The organism is Marisediminitalea lipolytica (genome assembly GCF_001758465.1).
In the GTDB taxonomy this organism is placed as follows: Bacteria; Pseudomonadota; Gammaproteobacteria; order Enterobacterales; family Alteromonadaceae; genus Alteromonas; species Alteromonas lipolytica.
Genome location: NZ_MJIC01000015.1, coordinates 508,957 through 532,367, shown reverse-complemented (window position 1 = coordinate 532,367; position 23,411 = coordinate 508,957). Strand labels below are relative to the sequence as shown.

Genomic DNA, 23,411 nt, shown 5'->3' with positions numbered 1-23,411 from the left:
GCTAAACCGGGCATTGTTATTTTTAACTACCGCAACCTGAAGGTTAAGGGCGCAGCGCTCGCTCACCACGGGCCAGACCACACACACCAGTACGTGAAGATTCGATAATTTCGGTGCATTGCGCCATGGTGGTCGCAAAGGCATCCAGTTTATCGGTGGTACCGGTAACTTCCATAGTGTAATTGCTTAACGATACATCCAGGATATTAGCCCGGAAGATATCCGCATTACGCTTCACTTCAGCACGGATTGCTTCGGTGCGGGTAGCGACCTTAATCAGCATCATTTCGCGTTCGATGTGGGCGTTTTCAGACAGGTCGATAACCTTCAGTACGTCCACCAGCTTATTTACCTGCTTGGTGATTTGTTCAATTACCTTGTCGTCAGCCTGAGTAATAATTGTCAGGCGTGACAGGCTTGGATCTTCAGTTGGTGCTACACACAGAGAGTCAACGTTATAACCACGTTGTGAAAATACACCAACAATGCGGGACAACGCGCCCGGCATGTTTTCCATTAATACTGAAATAACTCGTTTCATCAGGTTCTCTCCGTCTTACTTAAACGCATGTCGTCCATTGCGCCGTATTTAATTTGCATTGGATATACGTGCTCGTTTTGGTCTACCGCAATATCCATAAATACCAAGCGATCTTTCATGGCAAAGCACTGCTCCATGGCGGAATCGAGTTGGTCGAGAGAATCGACTTTGATACCCACGTGACCGTAGGCCTCTACCAGTTTTACGAAGTCAGGCAGTGATTCCATATAAGAATGAGAATGACGACCTTTATAGATCATGTCCTGCCACTGACGCACCATACCCAGTGCACGGTTGTTCAGTGAAATAATTTTAATCGGCAGGTTGTACTGCAAACAGGTGGACAGTTCCTGAATATTCATCTGGATACTGCCGTCACCGGTAACCACCACAGAGGTGGCATCAGGATGCGCAAACTGCACGCCCATTGCTGCTGGTAAACCGAAGCCCATGGTACCCAGACCACCAGAGTTGATCCAGCGGCGTGGCTTATCATACGGATAATACAATGCAGCAAACATCTGGTGCTGGCCAACATCAGAGCTTACATAAGCATCACCATTGGTGTGCTTGTACAGTGATTCGATAACCTTTTGCGGTTTAATAACCGTGTCGCCCTGCTCAAAGCTCAGACACTTGCGGCTACGCCACTGATTAATTTGCTCCCACCAGTCAGCCAGTTTGGCTTTTTGATCGGGTAACTCTTCCGGCGTTAACAGACCCAGTAGCTGTTCCAGTACAGTTTCAACAGAACCCACTACCGGAATATGTGCATTAACGGTTTTCGAAATCGATGCCGGATCGATATCCACATGGATAATGTCAGCATGGGGGCAGAATTTATCAACGTTGTTGGTTACACGATCATCAAAACGGGCACCCAGCGCTAAAATGCAGTCTGAGTTGTGCATGGTTTTGTTGGCTTCCATCGTGCCGTGCATGCCCAGCATACCAACGAACTGCTCATGGGTACCAGGGAACGCGCCCAGGCCCATAAGGGTACAGGTTACCGGAGCACCTAACAGCTCAGCAAGTTGCGTTACCAGACCAGAGGCTTCAGCCGTGATCGCACCACCACCAACGTACAATACCGGACGTTCGGCTTGTGTCAATGAAGCAACGGCTTTCTTAACCTGCTTCATGTGGCCACGTACGGTTGGGTTGTAAGAGCGCATGGTAACGTCAGACGGGAACACGTATGGGTGCTCTTCCATCACGTTAACGATATCTTTAGGCAGATCGACCACTACCGGGCCCGGACGGCCGGTGTTAGCAATGTAATATGCCTTTGCAATCGCATCCGGAATATCTACTGCGCGTTTAACCAGGAAGCTGTGTTTAACGATTGGGCGTGAACAACCCACCATATCGGTTTCCTGGAAGGCATCTTCACCAATGTGCATAGACGGTACCTGACCAGACAATACCACCATTGGGATAGAGTCCATGTAGGCGGTTGCGATACCAGTTATGGTATTGGTAGCACCAGGGCCTGAGGTGACGAGCACAGTACCGGTTTTGCCTGTCGAACGCGCGTAACCATCTGCCATGTGGGCAGCTGCCTGTTCATGACGCACGAGGACATGTTTGACATCATCCTGAGCAAATAATGCATCATAAATGTCAAGAACGGCACCACCCGGGTAACCGAATACATGTGTAACTCCTACATCTTTTAGCGCTTCCACCACCATGGCGGCGCCCGACATCATCTTCACGGTGCTATCTCCTAATGGATTGTTAATTTATGCCAATCATAAATTAATGCAGTGTCTTACTACTTGATTAAAGGCAAATGACAGTTTGTTTAGCTTTGCCAGAATATTCGTTCTTCAGCGTGAATAACCATTCGGTGCTGAAGTACGCGGACTATAACGAAGGCAGGTGGAAGATCAAACAACTTTTTGAATAAAAGTGAGATACATATCCCAAATAATGATTATATTAGGATATATATCCTATTTTTAGACTTTTAAAACACCAAAACGAAATTTTTATATTTACAGCAAATTAACAGTACAAAGAACAACAGCTACTCTGCAAGGCTTAATAAATAAGGCTTACCCAATTTCGGCAAGTGATAAATTCAATTTAATTTATCACTTTAAATTAGGATAAATATTTCGTTTATGTTTTTCCCAGTTTATCCCCACAGAATCTCCGGATACCAGCAAATATAGCGACCGACAAAACAAAGACCCTTTAAACAAGCGTAGTTTAACGGAAATGCGGTGACAAAACGACCAATGCCTGACCGCAAAGTGTCCGCAGCGGACACTTTAACTGTCCGGCCTTCCTTGAGCGGACACTTGAAAACGAAATAAACCTTGAAATACATATACTTAAAAAATGGCACGTTACTGGTATTAAACAGTTATACGCAACCAATGCATAAATAACTGTTCGGGAGGGACACTTATGATTTTAATTCACTTTATTGCTGTACCCATAGTATTGCTGGCAACTGCAGCTTGCATCACGCTGATGGAAACAGGCGGTGTGAAATGATCAAGGATACCAGTGCCCAGGATGCGGTAATTGTGCCCAAGCGTAACAAACTCAAATTGGTTCTGGTTAGCGCAGCCGTGTTAATCACCCTGGCCATATCTGCTGAAGCCATTCTAACCTCTGATACCGCCGCGAAATCAGTCGAACGCGCCAGCGTGCAGATTGCTACGGTAGAACGTGGCGATCTAACCCGGGATATCGCCGCAACCGGTCGAATCGTTGCTGCCAATGCACCACAAGTCTATAGCCCGGAAGAAGGACTGGTCACCTTGTTAGTGAGAGCCGGCGATAAAGTGTCGAAAGGTCAGGCAGTAGCCCGTGTTGAAAGCCCGCAGCTGCAAAACCAGTTACAGCAGGAGCGTTCAGAACTGGCTCGACTGGAAGGCGAATTATCCCGCAAACGCCTGGATGCCCGCCGTCAGACACTCTTGCTCAATAAACAACTGGACCTTGCCAATGTTGAGCTAACAGCCGCAGAGCGCGAGAGCCGCCGCGCCAAAGCTTCGATTAAGACAAACATTATCAGTCAGATAGACTTTGAGAAAGCCGAGGACGAACTGGCCCGGGCGAAACTCAACGTCAATCATGCCGAACAGGAAGTCGCTCTGGCCAAAGACACCCTGGCGTTTGAAGTGCAATCAGCACATAACACGGTTGCCCGCCAGCAACTGGTCGTTGACGAACTGGAAAGGAAAGTGGGCAATCTGACGGTTACCGCCAGTGTTGAAGGGGTTGTCGGTAACCTGTTTGTTACCGGTCGTTCGTTGGTGACGCCTAATCAGCCATTAATGACCCTGGTAGATTTAACCGCTTATGAAGCCGAAATTAATGTCGCAGAAAGCTTTGCCAATGAACTCGGCCTGGGTATGGATGTGGAGCTACAGATTGGCCGTCAAACGGTAATGGGAACACTGTCTGCGATCTCCCCGGAGGTCACAGAACGCGAGGTTACTACACGCGTGCGTTTTGATCAGAACAGTCTTAGCCAGATTCGCCAGAACCAACAGGTTACCGCACGGATACTGCTTGAAAACCGCAGTGACATTGTAAAAGTTCGCCGGGGTAGTTTTTTACAGGCCGGCGGTTATGTTGCGTACAAATTAGAGGGGCAGATTGCCTCGCGGATCCCGATTGAGACCGGTGCAACCAGTATGCGCGAAGTTGAAATTATGGCCGGCGTACAACCGGGAGATCAGATCATTATCTCCAGCTATCAAAGCTTTGAACAAGCCGAATCCATTTTATTGCGTTAAGCATGCTTGCTTGTGATCGCACTTAATTTAAAAGGAATACAGACATGTTAACGATGAAGAATGTGAGTAAAGTTTACCAGACCGAGATGGTCCAGACCCATGCCCTGCGTGACTTTGACCTGGAGGTTAAAGAAGGCGAATTTATTGCGGTTACCGGTCCGTCCGGCTCTGGCAAAACCACCTTTTTAAATATCGCCGGGATGCTCGAGCCCTTTTCGAGTGGTCAGTATATGCTCGACGACGTTAACGTCGGCGCCTTGTCAGACAATCAGCGTGCTGATTTACGTAATCAAAAAATTGGGTTTATCTTTCAGGGCTTTAACCTGATCCCCGACCTTAATTTGTACGAAAATGTTGAAGTGCCTTTACGTTACCGGGGCATTAAAGCGGCGGAGCGTAAAAAGCGTATCGAAGCTTGCCTGGAACAGGTTGGTCTGGCTAGCCGGGCAAAGCATTTACCTCAACAACTCTCTGGTGGTCAGCAACAGCGCGTGGCCATTGCCCGCGCCCTGGCGGGTGAACCGCGCTTTCTACTGGCCGATGAACCAACCGGCAACCTCGATAGCTTAATGGCCCGTCAGGTGATGGAGCTACTCGAGCAAATTAACCGGGACGGCGCGACCATTGTGATGGTTACCCACGATCCGGAACTGGCTCGAAGAGCACCTCGCAACATTCAGATTGTTGATGGCCAGGTTGCTGACTTAACCCTGTATCAGGGTGTCGCCCGGCAGACAGATCGTGCCGTAGTAGGAGGCTGATATGTTTCTACACTATATTGATTTAGGCTGGCGTAGTCTGCGCCGCACGCCCACGGTAAGTTTTCTGATGGTGCTTGCCATTGCGCTGGGAATAGGCATTACCATGACCAGTCTGTCGGTGTATCACATGATGTCCATGGATCCCATAGAACAGAAAAGTGACCGCCTGTTTCATCCCCAGTTACAAACCATGGATGACGGGAATGACACCTGGTCTGAAGATAATCTGCCTTTTCAGCTGACCTATCAGGATGCCCAACACCTCGCACAAGCCCCCGTTGGGCGATATAAAGCGGCGATGCTGCGTACCGGCTTCACCCTGCATATGGAAAATTCTGACGTCCGCCCATTTATTCAGAACGCCCGGGCAACCCATGCTGATTTTTTCAATCTGTTTGATTTACCTTTTATTTATGGTTCAGCCTGGACACAGGAACAGGCGGATGATGCCAGCCCGGTGGTGGTGATCAGTGAAGCGCTCAATGACAAGTTGTTTGGCGGCCGTAACTCTGTCGGTGAGCAGTTTTTTCTGGATGATACGGCATTTCGGGTCGTCGGCGTGGTTGCTCCCTTTACCACTCACATGAAATTCTACGATGTGAACAATGGCGCTTTCAGAGACCATGAAAATCTGTACATCCCTTTTAGTCTGATTGCTGTCATGGATATTGATACCTGGGGTAACAGTAATGGCTGGAAGTTTGAAAACATACGCTCCATGAAGGATAAACGTCAGTCCGAGATTTTCTGGTTACAGTTCTGGGTGCAACTGGACGATGACGCAGCAGTAAAACAATACGGTGAATACCTGATGGGCTACATGGCGGAACAACAAAAGTCAGGACGGTTTAATCGGGAAAACCTGCAGTTTGGTCTGCGCAATGTGAATGACTGGCTGGATTACCGTAATGTGGTTTCCGAAGATAACGAAGTACTGGTTGCACTGAGCTTTATGTTTCTGGCGGTGTGCCTTGCCAATATTCTGGGCCTGTTGCTGGCTAAATTTATGCGCCGCGCACCAGAAGTGGGTGTCCGCAGAGCCTTAGGTGCCAGCAAGCGCCAGGTATTCCTGCAGCACATTGTTGAGGTCTCTATGCTTGGCCTGATTGGCGGATTATTAGGGATAGCACTTGCCCAGTTAGGGCTTTGGGGTGTCCGTCTCACACAGGAATACTACTCGCCACTGGCGACTATGGATATGACCATGCTGTTATCTGCCCCGGTGATTGCAATCGCGGCGTGTGTGATTGCCGGGATGTATCCGGCCTGGCTGGTATGCAGAACTACGCCAGCTACTTACCTTAAAACCCAATAGGAGCCACGCTATGTTAGAGATTAAACCCATTATCAATGCCTTGCGTCGTTCTAAAGTGGGGGCGGTATTGCTGCTCATCCAGATAGCCATTACCACGGCTATTGTGAGTAATGCCGCCTTTATCATTCAGGACCGGATGACCTACCTGCAGCAGGACACCGGCTACCCTGAACAGGACATCTTCTCACTATCGGTGATGACCTACGGCAAGGATCGTGACTTGTCCCAGCAGTTTGAAGAAGACGAAAACATGCTGCGCAATCTGCCAGGCGTGGTTGATGCGGCAATTACCAATGCGGTGCCGTTAAGCGGCTCTGGCAGTGCGTCTGGAATGGGGCTTAAACCTGCGCCAGAGCCCGGCCGCAGCGTTCGGGCTGGCTACTTAATGGCCGACGATCACATGCTCAATACTCTGGGCGTAACGCTGAGTGAAGGGCGTAATTTTTACCCGGACGACGTTATTGTAACCCAGGACCCGAACAAATTACCCAAAGTAGCCATTGCAACCAGAACCTTTGCCGACGAGGCATTTCCTGAAGGCGATGGTCTGGGCAAGATGATGTACATTGGCGATCGCCCGTTTAAGATCATCGGTATTGTAGACAAGATGAAAGGCCCGTGGCTCAAGGATGACCGTCCGGACAACGTGATCATTTTTCCGTATATAAAAGCCGAAACGTACCAGCATATTATAATTCGCACCGAACCCGGCCAGCGCGCCGCAGTAATGCAGACGATTGAAGATAAAATGCTGGCCGCTTATGACAAACGCGTTATTACCAATGTGATTGCAATGGATGAAGATAAGCGCCAGTACAACGCGTCGGATACGCTGATGCTGCGGATGCTGATGGTACTCATTGTGGTGCTGGTAGCGATCACTGCCTTAGGTATCTTTGGCCTGACGCTGTTTAATATCAGCAAACGTACTCGCCAGATTGGTACACGTCGCGCGCTGGGCGCCCGTAAATCCGATATTATTCGTTACTTTATGGTGGAAAATACGCTGATTTGCGCCGGCGGCCTGCTGCTTGGCTGTACTGCGGCAATTCTTATGGGTCAGCAGTTATTGCAGCGTTTCTCGTTGCCTGCGCTGGAAATGCAATATGTGGCTGGCACTGCGCTGATGGTGCTGGTAATGACATTGCTTGCGGTGATTTTTCCGGCCCGCAGGGCGGCTCAGATTTCACCAAGCGTTGCGACCCGCAGTATTTAACGGTAATGTCATGGAATGACCCATATGGACAAAATTCTACTCGTTGACGACAACCCGGCAGTGCTTGAAGCACTGTCGTTACTACTGGAAATTCATGGCTATGCCGTGGTGACAGCCAGCACACCGTTAGAAGCACGCCAAATCGTTAACTACCAGGCTATTTCGCTGGTGATTCAGGACATGAATTTTAGTGCTGACACCACCTCCGGCGACGAGGGCAAGCAGTTGTTTAACGCATTGCGCGAGCTTAATCCGCATCTGCCGATTATCTTAATTACCGCCTGGACAGAACTGGAACATGCCGTTGAACTGGTCAAAGCCGGCGCTGCAGACTATATCGCCAAGCCCTGGGATGATCAGAAGCTGGTTAATACTGTCGCCAACCTCATCGAACTGGGCAAAGCCAAATCACACAGTGCTACGCTGGCAAAACAACAGGATGCCTTTTGGGATACCAGACAAGCCGCAAAGCAAGTCGGACTGGTGTATCAAAGTACCGCCATGCAACGCCTGATTGATATGGCAGTTCAGGTCGCCAAATCAGATATCAGCGTTCTGATTACCGGTCCGAATGGCAGTGGTAAGGAAAAAATTGCGCAGCTCATTCAGGCCTGTTCGGCGCTGAAAGATAAACCTTTTGTGAGTATCAATGCCGGTGCGTTACCGCCGGATTTAATGGAAGCCGAGTTATTTGGTGCCGAGCCCGGCGCCTATACCGGCGCACAGAAAGTCAGGATAGGCCGGTTTGAGGCAGCCGATGGCGGTACCTTATTCCTTGATGAAATTGGGAATCTGTCTCCCGCTGGTCAGATGAAATTACTACGGGTGCTGCAAACCGGCGAGTTTGAAAGACTGGGCTCGGTCCGCACGCAAAAAGTCAATGTTAGAGTGATTTCAGCAACCAATGCCGATCTGCATAACGATATTCAGCTTGGTCGTTTTCGCGAGGACTTATACTACCGGCTCAATGCTATCGAACTCAGGCTGCCGCCTTTGAATGAACGGCCGGACGATATTATGCCGCTGATTGCCCATTTTCTGCCCGGGCGCGAGATAAGCCTTGAGGTACAAAAAGCCCTGACAGAGTATCCATGGCCCGGCAACGTGCGGGAGTTGGAAAACGCCTGCAAGCGGGTAGCGGTGTTAAAGCCTGATGGACACATTGCACTGGCTGATTTTGCATTGACCCACAGCTACGCCCCGGTAAGCCTGCCAGCTGTCAATGAACCTTCTCGTCTGGCGCTGGAGCAGGCGATTGAAAAACACGAAGGGGTAATTGCCCGGGTAGCCAAGGAATTCGGCATGAGCCGGCAATCCTTATATCGCCGTCTTAAAAAGTTTGGAATTGAATATTGAGAACTGCCCTGCCGCCATTCTTCAACGTCTACCTGGCGCTGGTAATTGCCATTACCCTGGCATTTGTGCCACTTTTCTGGCTATTGGAGTGGCCCATTAGCGAGAAAGCCGGGCTGTTTGCGGTCACACTGATTGGCTGTATGCTGGTGATGAATAAAGGCCTGGCTACCCTCTCAACGTCACTGGGTGCCCTGAAAGTAGGATTGCTGAATTTTAAAGACGGCGAGTTCTCAAACCAGCTGGTGTACCGGGAAAAGGATCCACTTGGCGACTTGTGTCTGCTTTACAATGAATCGGCAGAAAAATTACGTCAGGAAAAACGCTGGTTACATCAGCGAGAGTTAATGCTGGATAAAGTGCTGCAAAGCTCACCGGAGATTTTATTGCTGGTGAACGATGATAAGCAGGTGGTTTTCAGTAACTATGCCGCCCGGGACTTTTTTCAATCCACCAGCCGCCTGGAAGGGTTTGCTCTCGACACCTTGCTGGAAAATCTCTCGAACCCCGCCGCTGTTGTTTTACGAGAGGCCAGAGAAGGTTTATTCACCCTGCCCCGACCATCCGGCGAAAGCGAAACCTGGCACTTGTCTATTGGGCAGTTTGTATTAAATAATCAGCTTCACAGACTGTTTATTCTTAAACAAATGACCCGGGAACTCAGCCGTCAGGAAGTGGCGGTGTGGAAAAAAGTCATTCGCATTATTAGCCATGAACTGAATAATTCCATCGGTCCGGTGTCGTCTATGCTACACAGTGGCAAGCTGCTGAGCGAAAACCTGGATGAACCCAGATTATCCAGAGTATTTGCGACGATTTCAGAACGTATTGCCCATCTGAGTAATTTTGTTCAGGGTTATGGGAAATTCGCCAAACTCCCTGAGCCGCAACCAGAACGCATCAACCGCGTTGCCTTTATTTCTCAGCTTCAGCAGCAGTGGCCGTTTCACTACCAGGAAAAAGGGGAAGGCGACTTATATGCAGACACCATTCAGTTAGAACAACTGCTGATTAATTTGTTAAAAAATGCTCATGAATCAGACTCCGCGCCTGAGGACATTATGCTGACTATTAACCTGAATAAGCAGCATGCGGTGATTGAAGTCAGTGATGGCGGAAAGGGCATGACAGAAACGGTATTGTCGCAGGCTTTGATCCCATTTTACTCGACCAAAAGCACAGGAAGTGGCCTGGGTCTGGCGCTATGTCGTGAAATTGCCGAAGCCCATCACGGCCAGATTGTATTGCAGAATCGCAGTGAGGGCGGGCTAACGGTGAGGGTTAGCTTCCCCACGTTAGCCAACATTTAAAATATAAGACTTTAAAGAGAATTACTTTAAAGCAAACACTTGTTCTACCGGGATATTAAAGTGTGCAGCAATCTTCAGAGCAATCACCACAGAGGGTGTAAACCTGCCCGTTTCCACGGTACTGATTGTTTTACGTGATACCCCAATCGCATCGGCCAGTTCCTGCTGAGAGATCTTATGCTGTAAACGCAGTTTATGGATATGATTATCCAGCTCTTCATTCATCAGCCTCGTCCTCGCGCATTTTAGTCATGATTAACAGCCCGTGCGTAAGTAAGGCGATACTCAGCAGAATTTGAATCATACTGCTCAGCGACAATGGCGCAATGAGTTGAATAAACCATTTATCGTCACCAAAGTACGCTAACACTAAGCCTCCAAACAACATTACATGACACGTGGTGCGTAAACTCAGCGCACTCACATAATCCACATACTCATCATTAAACTTAAGCGTCCAGAATCCAAGCCGCGTAGTGTGCTTAGAGAATTTCATTGATTTCAGCGAGATCACAAATGCACTAACAGCGCTAATCAGTGTTATTAACCCGAGCCCCCAGGAGACCACTGTTTCTTCAGTATCAAGCGAAGACAACGCCGTTGCCAGCAGAAACACGGCGAACACGACACTTATCTTTCCGGTATAAGTGAGGTACTGCTGCTCGGTCTCTGGCGTTATTAAAACTGTATTTTCCATCGTTTTACCCTTCCTTTTGTTAGTGGCTGTTAATACCGGGAACAACCGTTACCTTTACGTTACAAATGAAACCTAAACACACCATATGTAACCCACAGGTGTCAATGATACCCATAGGTTACATGAAAGCAATCTATTTTTTGTACAACATCAGGTTCACGTGCTTTTTAGGGGTAAAAAAAACTTATCAATACAGGGTAATGGCAACAAACTTTGCCGTGATGATGGGCGCTCTGAATGGCCTTAAATTGAATAACCCCAGTGATTCCACTACCATCATTATTACCGATTAGGTTCACTGTCTGCCTTTGCGAAGCCGCTCAGATAACAGGGAAGTCGTGTTCATTAATCACCAGGGAGAACAGGTATCACGTCACACTGGACTCAATGTACGCCACGCAGTTAAGTACAATTCATCAACCTTTAACGCCCAACACTGTTGTTACCAACAACGGTGAGGAGACACAGAATGGAATTTATTCGCAAGCCAATGCTTATGGCAATGGCTATCCTAGGATTAGCTGCTTGTTCTAGTAATGAAAACGAAACAACCCGCTCAATAACGCCGGTAACTGCCGAAACCGCAGCTCAGAGCCGCGCAGAGGCTCCTTACTTATGGCTTGAAGAGGTCGAGGGTGAGCGGGCATTAAGCTGGGTACGCAGCCAAAACCAACGCACGCTGGCACAACTACAAGCTGACCCGGTTTACCCTGAGCTTGAAGCCAAAGCTCTGGAAGTGGTGAACGCTGCTGAACGTATTCCCTATGGCAACATTCGCCATGGTGAGGTGTATAACTTCTGGCAGGACGCTACACATATCAGAGGCTTGTGGCGCAAAACCCCACTGGCCAGTTACGCTGGCGAAAATCCTGACTGGGAAACCATTCTTGATGTCGACCAACTCGCAAAAGCCGAAGATAAAAACTGGGTATTTAAAGGTGCCAGCTGTTATACGGCCAAAGAAACCGTGCACTATCGCTGCTTAGTAAGTTTATCTGATGGCGGTAAAGATGCGGTTACTGTACGCGAATTTGATCTGGCGGATAAACAGTTTGTCGACGATGGCTTTATTCTGCCAGAAGCCAGAACCGGCACTGAATGGACTGATAATGACACACTGTTAGTGGCAACCAACTGGGGCCAGGATGGCTCAACACTTACAGAATCGGGCTATCCTACTCAGGTTAAACGCTGGCAGCGCGGCACCGAGCTAAGTGAAGCCGAAACCCTGTTTACTGCTAAGAAAACCGATGTTGGCGCATTCCCTTTTACGCTGGAAAAAAGTAACGGCACAAAGATTGAGGCCGTCGTGGTAGCAACCACCTTTTTTACTTCTGATTATTTCATCTTTCCGGCTGGTACTACTGACGCAGTTAAACTCCCTGTGCCGCCCAAAGCCACTATTACCGGGCTGTTTGACGACCAGTTGTTGTTCAGACTGGAGCAGGACTGGTCAATCAACGTAGCAGGGGCTGACCACCAATACAAAACAGGCAGTTTACTGGCCATGCCATTTAGCGAAGACGGCCAGCTAACCGCAGCAACATTGCCTGAAGTGGTTTTTGAACCCAATGACAAGCAGGCCATTGAATCGGTTTCAATGACCAAAGGGCAACTGCTGATGACTCTCAGCGACAACGTAGCAGGCAAGGTCTTTGCGATAACCAGAAAGGGCTCTGACTGGCAAAGCAAACAACTGGCATTACCGGCCAATGGTACGCTGGCAGTCTCGTTTGCTGACAAGGATGAGGACACTGTTTTTATCAATTATGAAGGGTTCTTAACGCCAGACTCATTAATGAGTTACTCGGCTACCAGCGGCGAAATTAAAACCCTTAAAAGCCTGCCCAGCTGGTTTAACAGCGACGATCTGGTGGTTGAACAAAAAGAAGTTGCCTCTAAAGACGGTACGCTGGTTCCATTCTTTGTTATTCACAAAAAAGGCATTAAACACGATGGTAAAACCCCGACCTTGCTTTACGGATACGGTGGTTTTCAAATATCCATGCGACCCAGCTACAGCGGCCTGCGTGGTAAATTGTGGCTGGAACGTGGTGGCGCATTTGTGCTGGCCAACATCCGCGGTGGGGGAGAATTTGGTCCCAAATGGCATCAGGCGGGCTTAAAAACCAAGCGGCAGGTGATTTACGACGATTTTATCGCCGTAGGCGAGTGGCTAATCGACCACAAACTGACCTCACCTGAACATCTTGGTATTCAGGGCGGATCCAATGGCGGCCTGCTAATGGGCGTCATGCTCACACAGCGACCAGATTTGTGGAACGCGGTCATTGTGCAGGTTCCCCTGCTGGATATGCTGCGCTTCCATTTACTGTTAGCCGGTGCCAGTTGGGTTGGAGAATATGGCTCACCGGAAATACCGGAAGAGCGGGAATGGCTGGAAAAAATGTCGCCCTATCATAACTTCCATGCTGAACAGGAATACCCTGAACCATTCTTTGTTACCTCAACCAAAGATGATCGCGTGCATCCCGGACACGCGCGTAAAATGGCTAAACTTTTCGAGGCAGCCGGTAAACCTTTTTACTACTACGAAAACATTGATGGCGGCCACTCAGCCGCCGCGAATCAACAGGAAACGGCCAAACGTGTGGCTCTGGAGTTTACCTACCTCACCGAGAAACTCATGAGCACGACCCGAAAGTAGTTACTCAAGCGAGTGTTTAAAGCGAGACTAGTAAGCCCGTCAATGACGGGCTTGTTATTTTTGCTTAGGCACCCACGCCCACACCATCTCACAAATTAACGGTTCAATGTTATTGGCGTCAGTAACCCTGACATTGACTACTGTCTCCCCTTTTTCCTCTGTCTGCATCATGGCAATTTGCTCCTGACTGAGTGTGGCAACGGCAGTCATATCACCACTCGCCCGCTTTACGTATTGCAGGTTCATGGATTTAATCAGCGGCAGTTTGTCACCGGGCAGGTTAAGCCCAACCACGAAACCGGTAGCGGACTCAGCCAGTAACGCCATCGCAGCGGCATGCACACTGCCAATGTGGTTTTGCACTTTTTTATAATTAGGCTGGCGAAAGGTGACCTGGGTAAAATCGGTGGAAACAATGTCCACTTTGGCGGTACCCGCTAATTTAACCTTATAGCGAAACATCCAGGTCAGCAGACGGCTGCTTAACCACGCCGGATATTGATTTACGCGCTCAGCATAGCGCCGCAACGGATTGGTAGACATAACAACTGGCCCAACTGGTTAGACCAGGCAAGCCTACGGATAATTAGTTTACAAAGCAAGCAAAAGGCAACCTGATTAAATTAACCCTGCGAAAAGGCGGCCACACAGATTGTTACGACAGGTTTAAAGAATATAAATTCTTAGAAAATTGCTCAGAGAATCAGAATGATAAGTTGCGCAATCGCAGAGCGACATGCAAGTTGTCGCTGGCCCCTTGGGGTCACGATTTGCTATTTTCTTAGTTTTGAATTTTTTTAAACTTCTCTGAAAGAGAAATTGGAGCGGGAAACGAGACTCAACTGGCAACCAAGTTGTCGCTGGCCCCTTGGGGTCGCGAATTGCTTATTTTCTTTGTTTTGGATTTTTTAAACTTCTCTGAAAGAGAAATTGGAGCGGGAAACGAGACTCGAACTCGCGACCCCAACCTTGGCAAGGTTGTGCTCTACCAACTGAGCTATTCCCGCTTAAGAGTGGCACTTCGTTTGAAGTGGTGCGCATTTTACAAAATTATTTTGCCAGTGCAACACCTATTTTCATTTTTTTTGTTTTTTTTGCTTGAATGCTCAAATACTAAACACTTTTGCCCGATAAAACTGTAATTCGGCTATAGATTCGCGAATATCGTCCAGTGCCTGGTGCGTACCCTGCTTGGTAAATCCCTCTAATGCTTCAGGTTGCCAACGGCGCACTAATTCTTTAATAGTGCTTACATCGACATTGCGGTAGTGAAAATATGCTTCGAGCTCTGGCATGTATTTCACCATAAAGCGGCGATCCTGACCGATGGTGTTGCCGCACAGCGGAGACTTACCAGCATCGACAAACTCAGACAAAAACGCAATGGTTTGCTGCGCGGCGGTGGCTTCGTCGATCTTACTTTCGCGGCAACGCTGGGTTAATCCACTCTCACCATGCACCCGGGTACACCACTCATCCATACCATCAAGCAGTTCATCACTCTGGTGGATGGCAATCACCGGCCCCTCTGCCAGCACATTAAGCTGCGAGTCGGTAACAATGGTGGCAATTTCCAGCACTTTACAGGTTTCAGGGTCAAGACCGGTCATTTCCATATCGATCCACACCAGATTGTCATTGTTTTTTGCCATTAGCCTTGCCTATTTTCTCTCAAAAGGTGACACATAAAGTGGACAAAAGGTATCATGCACAGCCTAAAACGCAAACATTGAGACCGGCGTGGCCAAGAAACCCAAACTATCCCATCGACAAAAGCGACAGGTCGCGGCAAACCGCCAGAAACGCCTGTCTGGCAAACAGCAGTCTTCATCAGCAGATTTATCATCTCTGGTCGCTGGCCGGGTAGTGGGTCGGTTCGGCAAGCAGGCTGATGTTCAGGATACACAGGGTGACATTGTGCGTTGCCATATCAGACGGACGATTAAATCTGTTGTATGTGGCGACGAGGTGCTGTTTGCCCGTTCCGAGGTGCCCGACGAAAATATAGGCGGCGTTATCGAAATTGTACAGGACCGCCGCTCGGTACTCACCCGGCCCGATTTTTACGACGGCGTAAAACCCATAGCCGCTAACATCGATCAGATTATTGTTGTTTCCTCGGTTAAGCCCGAATTGTCGCTTAATATTATCGACCGTTATCTGGTTGCCTGCGAAGACACCGATATCAAACCCCTGCTGGTATTAAATAAAGTCGAACTGCTTAACGACAGCGAGCGCGAGGCTGTGTTAGATGCGTTATCTATTTACAAGGATCTCGGCTACGAATTACTGCTTACCAGTTGCAAAAGCTCAGAGGGTATAACCACGCTGCATGAACGCCTGCGCGATAAAACCAGTGTATTCGTAGGTCAGTCCGGTGTTGGCAAATCCAGTATTATCAATCAGGTTTTACCGGACGCCGATGAGCTGGTGGGTGAAATATCAGAAAACTCAGGATTAGGTACGCACACCACTACCGCCGCTAAATTGCTGCCCATTCCATCGGGTGGTGAACTGATTGACTCGCCGGGAGTGCGCGAATTCGCATTATGGCATCTGCCGGTAGAACGCATTACCTGGGGCTTTGTGGAGTTTCGCGATTATTTAGGCGGGTGTAAATTTCGCGACTGTAAACACTTAAACGACCCTGGCTGTATTATTCGTGAAGCCGTGGAAGAAGGTAAAATCAGCCAGTCCCGTTACGAAAACTACCACAAGATCATTGCAGCTATGGCTGAGCAGCGCCCAGCCTTTGCAAATCGACTTATATCAAACCCTGATGAGCCATAACCTTCTGGTGGTATGTTTCGCGGCAAAATCGGCTACAATAAGCACCCTTAACCACTAATGCTAATCAGGCGTAGCCTCGCAACCCTCAATTAGGAGCAATAACTTTGTTGGATTGGTTGAAAGTAAACCTGCAGTATGTACTGCCTAAACACCTTATTTCCCGCCTGGTGGGCAAACTGGCAGCGGCTGAAGCTGGCGCCCTGACCACCTGGCTAATTAAAGTGTTTATCAAACAGTTTAAGGTCAACATGGATGAAGCCATGTACTCTCAACCCGAGGATTATCGTACGTTTAATGCGTTTTTTACGCGTCCCCTCAAACCAGGCGTGCGTCCGATTGACGACAACGACGACACCCTGTGTCACGCTGTAGACGGTACTGTCAGCCAGTTTGGCGATATTGTCGGTGAAGACCTGATTCAGGCCAAAGGCCACAAATTTACTTTGTCTGCCTTATTGGGCGGCAACCCGGATTTAGCCAAATCCTTTAAAGGCGGTAAATTTGCCACAATTTATCTGTCACCTAAAGACTACCACCGTATCCATATGCCTATTGAAGGCAAGTTAACGGATATGGTGTATGTGCCCGGCGAACTGTTTTCAGTTAACCCGTTAACGGCAGAAAACGTACCCGGACTATTTGCCCGTAACGAGCGGGTAGTTACCATTTATGATACCCCGGTGGGTAAAATGGCTATCGTCCTGGTTGGCGCTACTATTGTAGCCAGTATTGATACCGTTTGGGCCGGCACGATTACCCCGCCAGCCGGAAAGCATGTCACCCACTGGCGCTACGACGAAGATGAAGGCGTATCACTGGCCAAAGGCGAAGAGCTGGGTCAGTTTAAGCTTGGGTCCACTATCGTAGTGTGCTTTGAGTCGGATAAGGTGGATTTCGCCAACCTGGCCCTTGAGCAGGTCACGCGGCTGGGTCAGCCATTTGCCCATAAAATTACGCCAACTGCTGATTAATGGATCCCGTTAAAAAGAGTCTGATCAGCCTTCATATTGCGGTTGTTCTGCTTGGTGGTACCGGACTCTTTTCAATTATTATTCCGCTAAACGCCATCGACATTACGTTGGGGCGAAGCCTGTTTGCCTGTCTGGCACTGTGCCTGTTTGTTAGGGCTGGCAGAGAACACCTGCGACTGGATCGAAACCTCGACTACCTTATTGCAATAGGTTTGGGGGCCTTAATGGCGGCCCACTGGGCTACCTATTTTGCCTCGATGCAATATGCCGGGGTATCGGTGGGTATGATAGCCATGTTTACCTTTCCGGTCATTACGGTGCTGATGGAGCCCTTGTTTGAGCGAACCCGACTGGCGTGGCAGGACATCGTAAGCGCACTGGTGGTAATTGCCGGCATCATCTTAATTGTGCCAGAAGTCTCTCTGGATAATGATGTCACTCTGGGTGTTGGCTTAGGCGTTATTTCGGCAGTTTTGTACGCGGTCAGAAACCTGTCGCTGCGAAAATACTTCTCACACTATAGCGGCGCCCGTTCAATGGCGTGGCAAACGCTGGTTATTATTCTCTGCTTGCTCCCCTTTAGTGAGCTTATGCAGAGTCAGCAAGAGACAAGTGTATGGCTACTGCTATTGGCTCTAGGCACCTTGTTTACGGCGTTACCACACGCATTGGTGGCTAACAGCCTTGCTCATTTACGGGCGAAAACCTTTTCGCTGATTGCCTGTATGCAGCCTTTTTACGGTGTGATCTTTGCGGTCATACTGTTGCACGAAGCACCGGGTTGGCAAACCTTGCTAGGCGGAATTTTGGTGACCTCCGCCTCAATTTATGAAACAGTAAACACACATAAATCGGCATCTGCGTCTAACGAGTAATAGCTATGTGGATCCTAGGACATCGCGGCGCCAGCGCTGCAGCACCAGAAAATACTCTGGCGGCTTTTTCGTTAGCAATGGTACAACACGCCACAGGTGTTGAACTTGACGTTTACCAGGCAGAAGATGAAATTGTTGTCATTCATGATCGCTGGTTAAACCGCACCACTAATGGCAAAGGCATGGTGACCAGTCACCCGTTGTCCTATCTACGAAGCCTTGATGCCGGCAAAGGGGAGCAAATCCCGTTGCTGTCTGAAGTATTCGGGATCCTCCCGCCCTACGCGGTGCTGAATGTCGAAATCAAGCATCTGACTAATGTTGATAGCTGGCTGAGAAAAATACGCGAAGGCCTGGCACAAAACCGTTTTCCCGCAGAAAATCTGATTATCTCGTCGTTTAATCATCGTTGGATTCGACAAATTAAACAGGCATGGCCAGAAGTGCGTATTGGCGCACTCACGGCTACTTATCCAGAAAATGGTCTGGGCTTTGCCCACGATTTGGATGCCTTTTCATTACATATGGCCCTGGATGTGGTTGACGAATGCTATGTTAAAGAGGCCCACAACGCAGGCTTAAAAGTGCTGGTATACACCGTTGACCATCCCGAAGATATGCAAATGCTAAAAGCATGGGGGGTAGATGGTATTTTTACTAACGTGCCGGATATTGCCCGGGACGTACTTGCCTGACTACAACTTAGCGGTTATCGCTGGCGAGGTGTTGAGAAACCACCTTACCCCGGCAGCAACGGCACTTACGGCATAATTTCAGGTTCAGCCAGTGGCCCAGAATGATAAGGCCGGCACCGAACGCAATAGTGAAAGGTTCGCCGGACTCGCCAAACATATCCTTAAACCAGTAAATCGCACCGCCGCTGAGTAACAACAGTAACGGATAATATTTACCGTGATAACGGATAGCGCCGCTTATTAAGGCCACGCTACCAATCAGGATAGACAGGCTGAGGATGGTTCGTTCAAACCAGGTTTGCCCGAACATACTGGATGCCAGTAAGGGCAACAGCGGGATCGCAAGACAATGCAAAGCACACAGGCTCGAGATCCAGATCCCGAGGCGGTCTAAAAATGTCGGATTGTCGATGGGTGATTGCATAACTACCTTACCTTGCGTTGATGATATAATATAACATCCCGCTTATATTGCAAAGTAACTCGTCTATTCTTTGTACGTTTGGCCGTTAATTTACGATGAGTGACATACGGCGGTAGGTTGCATCAGTTAGGTGCAGCAATCGCCTGTTGAGCGGTAGTCGCATAACGCTGAACTGGCACTTTGACCGGTTCAAAGTACGCACTCATTGCTTTTAAAGCGATATTGTTTGCCGGTAAATTGGCCAGCTTTTGCTGTAAAAAAGCAATGGTTTCAGGGTGAGGATGGGCTATGGCGATTACTTTTTTGTGTTTTGCCGCCAGAGACAGCAGTCGCTGCCATTGGGTATTCATAAATTCGTCAGTCAGCACATGATCTAAAAATACGTGCCGTCTGGCATTGGGAATATGATATTGCCGTGCTATCTGCTGCGCCACCGTATGCCGGGTAGTGCGGCTATCCACAAAAAACAGTCCGGTTTCCTGTAGGGCGTTCATCACCGTTTGCATGGCATCGCCCGAGGCTGTTAACTGACTCCCCATATGATTGTTAACACCAATAGCGTAGGGCACAGACTGTAACGCCGCATCGATGGTATGAGAAATCTCATCCTGGTACATAGAAGAGGTTATCGCACCTGGTCCAAGTGCCTTGTGAGATTGCGCTTCCATCGGCAAATGCAGCATCACATCCCGGGCTTGTGCGTGAGCTCTTTCAGCAAATTGCTGGCCCTGTGGCGTGTGCGGCAGAATAGAAAAAGTAACTTCAGTGGGCAGGGCAAAAGCCAGGTCATCGGTGGGACGATAACCCATATCATCAATGATCAGATAAATTTCAGCCGCATCGTCTGGCGTTGTCGACTGATTCGCAGCAGTCACTGGTAAGCTAGCAATTACTAACCATAAGACACAACAAATACCCAACCGTTTCAAAGCGCACTAAAACCTGATTCATTTTTATTATTGGCTAACAGCATACCAGCCAGCGCGTTAAACACAATATTTAAGCGTCATCGAAAAAGTGCAGACTTTGCAAAACAAAATGTGCCAGGCGGCACAGAACGCTGGTTTGAATTAGATATCAAGCCATTGCAGTGGATTAAGGGCTTTACCCTTGTGCCGAATTTCAAAATACAAATTGGGCGATGACTGCCCCCCACTTTGACCTAGCAGGGCAACGGTTTCCCCTTTGGCTACTGAATCACCGGCCGAACGCAGTAGCGCCTGGTTATGCCCGTACACCGACATATATCCATCACCGTGTTCAATAATGGTTACCAGGCCAAAGCCGCGTAACCAATCAGAATAAATTACCCGGCCATGGGCAATGGCTTTTACCGCACTGCCTTCGCGGCCGTCAATCATAATGCCTTTCCAGCGTACCTGCCCCTGACGACGCTTACCAAACAGTCGGCGTAAAGTGCCCTCTGCGGGTTTGAGTAATTTGCCTTTATCGCTGGACAAACCGGTCAGTTCCTGTGGGATCTGGCTCTCGCGCTGAGCTCGCTCAATAGCTTCAAGCAGCGCCTGTTCAGCCTCACGCAGCTGCGCAATGCGCGTTTCCTCACTGGCAATTTTACTGCGTAATTTGACCAGGGTTTGCTGGCGGTCCTGCTGGCGGGCCAGCAGTTCATTTTGTTGTTTTTCCTGATCCTGTAGCAGGCTGCTCAGTTCTTCGGCCTTTACCCGCAGTTGTGCATTTACCTCGGTGAGTTCGGCAACACTGGTTTTAAACTGGGTAATTTCTTTTTGTCGAGCTTCATTGAGATACTTGTAGTATGTAAGTACTCGCTCAAAGCGTGCTGCGTCCTCCTGATAAAAGACCATTTTTGCGTAGTCATAATTACCGGAGATAAAGGCGGTTCTTAACTGCCCACCCAGTAATTCCTGCTGCTGCGAAATAGACTTCTGCAAGGCTTTTTGTTGCCGGGTAAGACCAGCCTGTTGCTCGCGATTGTCAATAAGGGCGGTTTTAGTGTGATTAAGGCGTTTGGCTACTTCACCAATGCTTTTTTCTGATTCGGCCAGTACCGACTGTAATTTTTCGGCATCGGCCTTACTGCCCTGTAATGCCTGCTGACGGGCTTTGAGCTCTTCCTGTAACGCAGCCAGTTCCTGCTGGGCATCCTCTGTTTGCGCCACAGAGGCCAAAGGCAATGCCCCATACAACAAAACCACCAGCCCAACGCTGGTGGCAAAGTTTCGCAAGGACAGAGCCGTACGCCGCATGGAAGTCGTTAGGACTTCAGAGTCATAATTGGCGTACCGGTCATTTCTTTGGGCTGCTCCATACCCAGTAAATGCAGTATGGTAGGTGCAACATCACTTAACGTACCGCCGGTGCGGGCCTCAGCACTGCGACCAAAATAAATAAAGGGTACCGGCTCACTAGTGTGCGCTGTGTGCGCCTGACCGGTATTGTTATCCACCATCTGCTCGGCGTTACCGTGGTCAGCGGTAATCAGACACTCACCACCAGTTTTCTTCAGCGCTTCGACAACACGACCAATAGATGTATCTACCGCTTCACAGGCTTTGACCGCCGCGTTAAAGTCACCGGTGTGACCTACCATGTCACCATTAGGATAGTTACAAATAATGACATCATATTTGCCTGACTCAATGGCCCCTACCAGCTCGTCGGTGAGCTTTTCAGAATTCATTTCCGGCTGCAGGTCATAGGTTGCCACGTCGGGTGAAGGAATAAGAATGCGATCTTCACCTTCAAATTCTTTTTCTACACCGCCCGAGAAGAAAAACGTAACGTGTGCATATTTTTCGGTTTCAGAAATACGCAGCTGCGTTTTATGCTGCTTCTCCAGCCATTCGCCCAGTACGTTAACCAGTTTTTCAGCCGGAAAGGCAACGGGTGCATCAAAATCAGCCGAATACTGGGTCAGCATAACGAAAGCAGCTAATTCAGGTTTAACCGCCAGTTCAAAACCGTCGAAGTTTTTGTCCACGAACACCTGAGTTAACTGACGGGCGCGGTCGGCACGGAAATTCATAAAGATAATCGAGTCGCCATCTGCAACACTGACACTGTCACCAATAACCGTTGGCGGTACAAATTCATCATTTTTGCCCGCATCGTAAGATGCCTTTAGGCCCGCAACCGCAGATTCCGCAGTCGCTTCACCCTTGCCCTGAGTAATCAGATCGTAAGCTTTTTGCACACGATCCCAACGCTTGTCACGATCCATAGCGAAATACCGACCAATAATGGTTGCAGTCTTGCCACAGCCAATCTCAGCGAATACTGCATCGGCTTTTTCCAGTGATGCCTGGGCGCTTTGTGGTGGCGTATCACGGCCATCTAAAAAGGCATGCAGATACACTTTTTTCGCACCACGGTGAGCTGCCATGCGAATGGCGGCAAAAATATGGTCTTCGTGGCTGTGTACGCCGCCCGGCGATAGCAGCCCCATAATGTGAACGGCTTTGTCGTTACTGACGGCATCGTCAATAGCCTTTACCAGGGCCGGGTTATGTTCAAATTCGCCATCAGCAATAGACTTGGTCACCTTGGTGAAATCCTGATACACCACGCGACCGGCGCCTAAGTTAACGTGACCCACTTCAGAATTACCCATCTGACCTTCAGGAAGACCCACGTCCAGGCCCGAACCGCTAATTAGTGTATGCGGATAATGTGCTGTCAGCGCATCCAGATTGGGTGTGTTGGCCGCCAGAATTGCGTTCTGATCGGCATCCTCACGATATCCCCAGCCATCGAGTACGATTAATGCCAGTGTTTTTTTGGATTGCGTCATGGGTTCTCCTGTAAAAAAGTCGTTGCCCTTATCAGGCTGTGCTGTTCGGGTTAATGATCCGCTTACCCGGTATATTATTAGGTACCGTATTTACCGGGCTTTGGATTGTTCCGTAGGGCGAGGCATAACGCTATCTTACCAAACCCGGGAAGGTAGTGAAGAGCAGAACACGAATTTATACCGATTCGCTTAATCAAATTAACTAATTTAAGCAACTGAACTAAGGTCATTTTACCGTTTGGGACATGCCAGCCGAAGTGCAGGC

21 protein-coding genes and 1 tRNA gene are annotated in these 23,411 nt (G+C 48.9%); 11 read left to right on the top strand and 11 right to left on the bottom strand.

What is annotated here, in order from left to right:
• Positions 1–43: 43 nt before the first annotated feature.
• The gene (gene ilvN, locus BFC17_RS16910) at positions 44–541 is read right to left on the bottom strand and encodes an acetolactate synthase small subunit (protein ID WP_070177654.1); all 498 of its coding nucleotides are present in this window, start codon (positions 539–541) and stop codon (positions 44–46) included.
• Positions 541–2,259, bottom strand: a complete 1,719-nt coding sequence (locus BFC17_RS16905) for an acetolactate synthase 3 large subunit (protein ID WP_070177653.1) — start codon at positions 2,257–2,259, stop codon at positions 541–543. The genes ilvN and BFC17_RS16905 overlap by 1 nt, the downstream gene beginning before the upstream one ends.
• Before the next feature lie 786 nt (positions 2,260–3,045).
• Between BFC17_RS16905 and BFC17_RS16900 the strand changes: the two genes are divergently transcribed.
• From BFC17_RS16900 to BFC17_RS16875, 6 genes are read left to right on the top strand one after another with little or no spacing between them, the layout of a single operon-like run.
• Positions 3,046–4,302: an efflux RND transporter periplasmic adaptor subunit gene (locus BFC17_RS16900; RefSeq protein ID WP_070177652.1), complete on the top strand. Its 1,257-nt coding sequence runs from the start codon at positions 3,046–3,048 to the stop codon at positions 4,300–4,302.
• A 44-nt stretch (positions 4,303–4,346) separates the two neighbouring features.
• Positions 4,347–5,063 (top strand): ABC transporter ATP-binding protein, encoded by a 717-nt coding sequence (locus BFC17_RS16895; RefSeq protein ID WP_070177651.1) that lies wholly within the window; start codon positions 4,347–4,349, stop codon positions 5,061–5,063.
• Between the two features lies 1 nt (position 5,064).
• Positions 5,065–6,378 (top strand): ABC transporter permease, encoded by a 1,314-nt coding sequence (locus BFC17_RS16890; RefSeq protein ID WP_070177650.1) that lies wholly within the window; start codon positions 5,065–5,067, stop codon positions 6,376–6,378.
• Between the two features lie 10 nt (positions 6,379–6,388).
• Positions 6,389–7,594 carry an ABC transporter permease gene (locus tag BFC17_RS16885; RefSeq protein ID WP_070177649.1) on the top strand — a complete coding sequence of 402 codons (1,206 nt, stop codon included), beginning with the start codon at positions 6,389–6,391 and terminating at the stop codon, positions 7,592–7,594.
• 24 nt (positions 7,595–7,618) lie between these two features.
• On the top strand, positions 7,619–8,950 hold the full coding sequence (locus BFC17_RS16880) for a sigma-54-dependent transcriptional regulator (protein WP_070177648.1): 1,332 nt from the start codon (positions 7,619–7,621) through the stop codon (positions 8,948–8,950).
• Positions 8,947–10,257 carry a sensor histidine kinase gene (locus BFC17_RS16875; RefSeq protein WP_229680918.1) on the top strand — a complete coding sequence of 437 codons (1,311 nt, stop codon included), beginning with the start codon at positions 8,947–8,949 and terminating at the stop codon, positions 10,255–10,257. The genes BFC17_RS16880 and BFC17_RS16875 overlap by 4 nt, the downstream gene beginning before the upstream one ends.
• A gap of 21 nt (positions 10,258–10,278) precedes the next feature.
• Here BFC17_RS16875 and BFC17_RS16870 read toward each other — a convergent pair whose 3' ends face one another.
• Entirely contained in the window at positions 10,279–10,482 is a 204-nt protein-coding gene (locus tag BFC17_RS16870) for a helix-turn-helix transcriptional regulator (RefSeq protein WP_070177647.1), read from the bottom strand.
• On the bottom strand, positions 10,475–10,954 hold the full coding sequence (locus BFC17_RS16865) for a hypothetical protein (protein WP_070177646.1): 480 nt from the start codon (positions 10,952–10,954) through the stop codon (positions 10,475–10,477). The genes BFC17_RS16870 and BFC17_RS16865 overlap by 8 nt, the downstream gene beginning before the upstream one ends.
• Positions 10,955–11,423: 469 nt before the next feature.
• Between BFC17_RS16865 and BFC17_RS16855 the strand changes: the two genes are divergently transcribed.
• Entirely contained in the window at positions 11,424–13,622 is a 2,199-nt protein-coding gene (locus BFC17_RS16855) for a prolyl oligopeptidase family serine peptidase (protein WP_070177644.1), read from the top strand.
• 54 nt (positions 13,623–13,676) lie between these two features.
• On the opposite strand, the gene BFC17_RS16850 is transcribed toward BFC17_RS16855, so the two are convergent.
• From BFC17_RS16850 to orn, 3 genes are all read right to left on the bottom strand, one after another.
• Entirely contained in the window at positions 13,677–14,165 is a 489-nt protein-coding gene (locus tag BFC17_RS16850) for a DUF4442 domain-containing protein (protein WP_070177643.1), read from the bottom strand.
• Positions 14,166–14,553: 388 nt separating this feature from the next.
• Positions 14,554–14,629: transfer RNA gene (locus BFC17_RS16845), tRNA-Gly, on the bottom strand.
• A gap of 99 nt (positions 14,630–14,728) precedes the next feature.
• The gene (gene orn, locus BFC17_RS16840) at positions 14,729–15,274 is read right to left on the bottom strand and encodes an oligoribonuclease (protein ID WP_070177642.1); all 546 of its coding nucleotides are present in this window, start codon (positions 15,272–15,274) and stop codon (positions 14,729–14,731) included.
• An 88-nt stretch (positions 15,275–15,362) separates the two neighbouring features.
• On the opposite strand from orn, the gene rsgA reads away from it, so the two are divergent.
• From rsgA to BFC17_RS16820, 4 genes are all read left to right on the top strand, one after another.
• Positions 15,363–16,412 (top strand): small ribosomal subunit biogenesis GTPase RsgA, encoded by a 1,050-nt coding sequence (gene rsgA / locus BFC17_RS16835; protein WP_070177641.1) that lies wholly within the window; start codon positions 15,363–15,365, stop codon positions 16,410–16,412.
• A 104-nt stretch (positions 16,413–16,516) separates the two neighbouring features.
• Entirely contained in the window at positions 16,517–17,383 is an 867-nt protein-coding gene (gene asd / locus BFC17_RS16830) for an archaetidylserine decarboxylase (protein WP_070177640.1), read from the top strand.
• Complete coding sequence (locus BFC17_RS16825; RefSeq protein WP_070177639.1) at positions 17,383–18,258, top strand: DMT family transporter; 876 nt, start codon at positions 17,383–17,385, stop codon at positions 18,256–18,258. The genes asd and BFC17_RS16825 overlap by 1 nt, the downstream gene beginning before the upstream one ends.
• A 5-nt stretch (positions 18,259–18,263) precedes the next feature.
• Entirely contained in the window at positions 18,264–18,953 is a 690-nt protein-coding gene (locus BFC17_RS16820) for a glycerophosphodiester phosphodiesterase (protein WP_070177638.1), read from the top strand.
• A 7-nt stretch (positions 18,954–18,960) separates the two neighbouring features.
• Here BFC17_RS16820 and BFC17_RS16815 read toward each other — a convergent pair whose 3' ends face one another.
• The 4 genes from BFC17_RS16815 to gpmI all read right to left on the bottom strand — a co-directional run bounded on the left by BFC17_RS16815 (position 18,961) and on the right by gpmI (position 23,146).
• Positions 18,961–19,377 carry a MerC domain-containing protein gene (locus BFC17_RS16815; protein WP_070177637.1) on the bottom strand — a complete coding sequence of 139 codons (417 nt, stop codon included), beginning with the start codon at positions 19,375–19,377 and terminating at the stop codon, positions 18,961–18,963.
• 122 nt (positions 19,378–19,499) lie between these two features.
• Positions 19,500–20,252 carry a divergent polysaccharide deacetylase family protein gene (locus tag BFC17_RS16810; RefSeq protein ID WP_083271794.1) on the bottom strand — a complete coding sequence of 251 codons (753 nt, stop codon included), beginning with the start codon at positions 20,250–20,252 and terminating at the stop codon, positions 19,500–19,502.
• Positions 20,253–20,447: 195 nt separating this feature from the next.
• Positions 20,448–21,602, bottom strand: coding sequence for a murein hydrolase activator EnvC family protein (locus BFC17_RS16805; RefSeq protein ID WP_083271793.1), 1,155 nt, complete (start codon positions 21,600–21,602; stop codon positions 20,448–20,450).
• Between the two features lie 8 nt (positions 21,603–21,610).
• Positions 21,611–23,146 carry a 2,3-bisphosphoglycerate-independent phosphoglycerate mutase gene (gene gpmI, locus BFC17_RS16800; RefSeq protein WP_070177636.1) on the bottom strand — a complete coding sequence of 512 codons (1,536 nt, stop codon included), beginning with the start codon at positions 23,144–23,146 and terminating at the stop codon, positions 21,611–21,613.
• Positions 23,147–23,411: the final 265 nt, after the last annotated feature.

Excerpts from the sequence above, each read along its gene's own strand:
- BFC17_RS16900 (WP_070177652.1), top strand. The coding sequence starts at position 3,046 with ATGATCAAGGATACCAGTGCCCAGGATGCGGTAATTGTGCCCAAGCGT.
- BFC17_RS16825 (WP_070177639.1), top strand. The coding sequence starts at position 17,383 with ATGGATCCCGTTAAAAAGAGTCTGATCAGCCTTCATATTGCGGTTGTT.
- BFC17_RS16850 (WP_070177643.1), bottom strand. The coding sequence starts at position 14,165 with ATGTCTACCAATCCGTTGCGGCGCTATGCTGAGCGCGTAAATCAATAT.
- BFC17_RS16855 (WP_070177644.1), top strand. The coding sequence starts at position 11,424 with ATGGAATTTATTCGCAAGCCAATGCTTATGGCAATGGCTATCCTAGGA.
- BFC17_RS16890 (WP_070177650.1), top strand. The coding sequence starts at position 5,065 with ATGTTTCTACACTATATTGATTTAGGCTGGCGTAGTCTGCGCCGCACG.
- BFC17_RS16815 (WP_070177637.1), bottom strand. The coding sequence starts at position 19,377 with ATGCAATCACCCATCGACAATCCGACATTTTTAGACCGCCTCGGGATC.
- BFC17_RS16885 (WP_070177649.1), top strand. The coding sequence starts at position 6,389 with ATGTTAGAGATTAAACCCATTATCAATGCCTTGCGTCGTTCTAAAGTG.
- gpmI (WP_070177636.1), bottom strand. The coding sequence starts at position 23,146 with ATGACGCAATCCAAAAAAACACTGGCATTAATCGTACTCGATGGCTGG.
- BFC17_RS16880 (WP_070177648.1), top strand. The coding sequence starts at position 7,619 with ATGGACAAAATTCTACTCGTTGACGACAACCCGGCAGTGCTTGAAGCA.
- BFC17_RS16895 (WP_070177651.1), top strand. The coding sequence starts at position 4,347 with ATGTTAACGATGAAGAATGTGAGTAAAGTTTACCAGACCGAGATGGTC.
- BFC17_RS16805 (WP_083271793.1), bottom strand. The coding sequence starts at position 21,602 with ATGCGGCGTACGGCTCTGTCCTTGCGAAACTTTGCCACCAGCGTTGGG.
- BFC17_RS16820 (WP_070177638.1), top strand. The coding sequence starts at position 18,264 with ATGTGGATCCTAGGACATCGCGGCGCCAGCGCTGCAGCACCAGAAAAT.
- orn (WP_070177642.1), bottom strand. The coding sequence starts at position 15,274 with ATGGCAAAAAACAATGACAATCTGGTGTGGATCGATATGGAAATGACC.
- ilvN (WP_070177654.1), bottom strand. The coding sequence starts at position 541 with ATGAAACGAGTTATTTCAGTATTAATGGAAAACATGCCGGGCGCGTTG.
- BFC17_RS16865 (WP_070177646.1), bottom strand. The coding sequence starts at position 10,954 with ATGGAAAATACAGTTTTAATAACGCCAGAGACCGAGCAGCAGTACCTC.
- BFC17_RS16870 (WP_070177647.1), bottom strand. The coding sequence starts at position 10,482 with ATGAATGAAGAGCTGGATAATCATATCCATAAACTGCGTTTACAGCAT.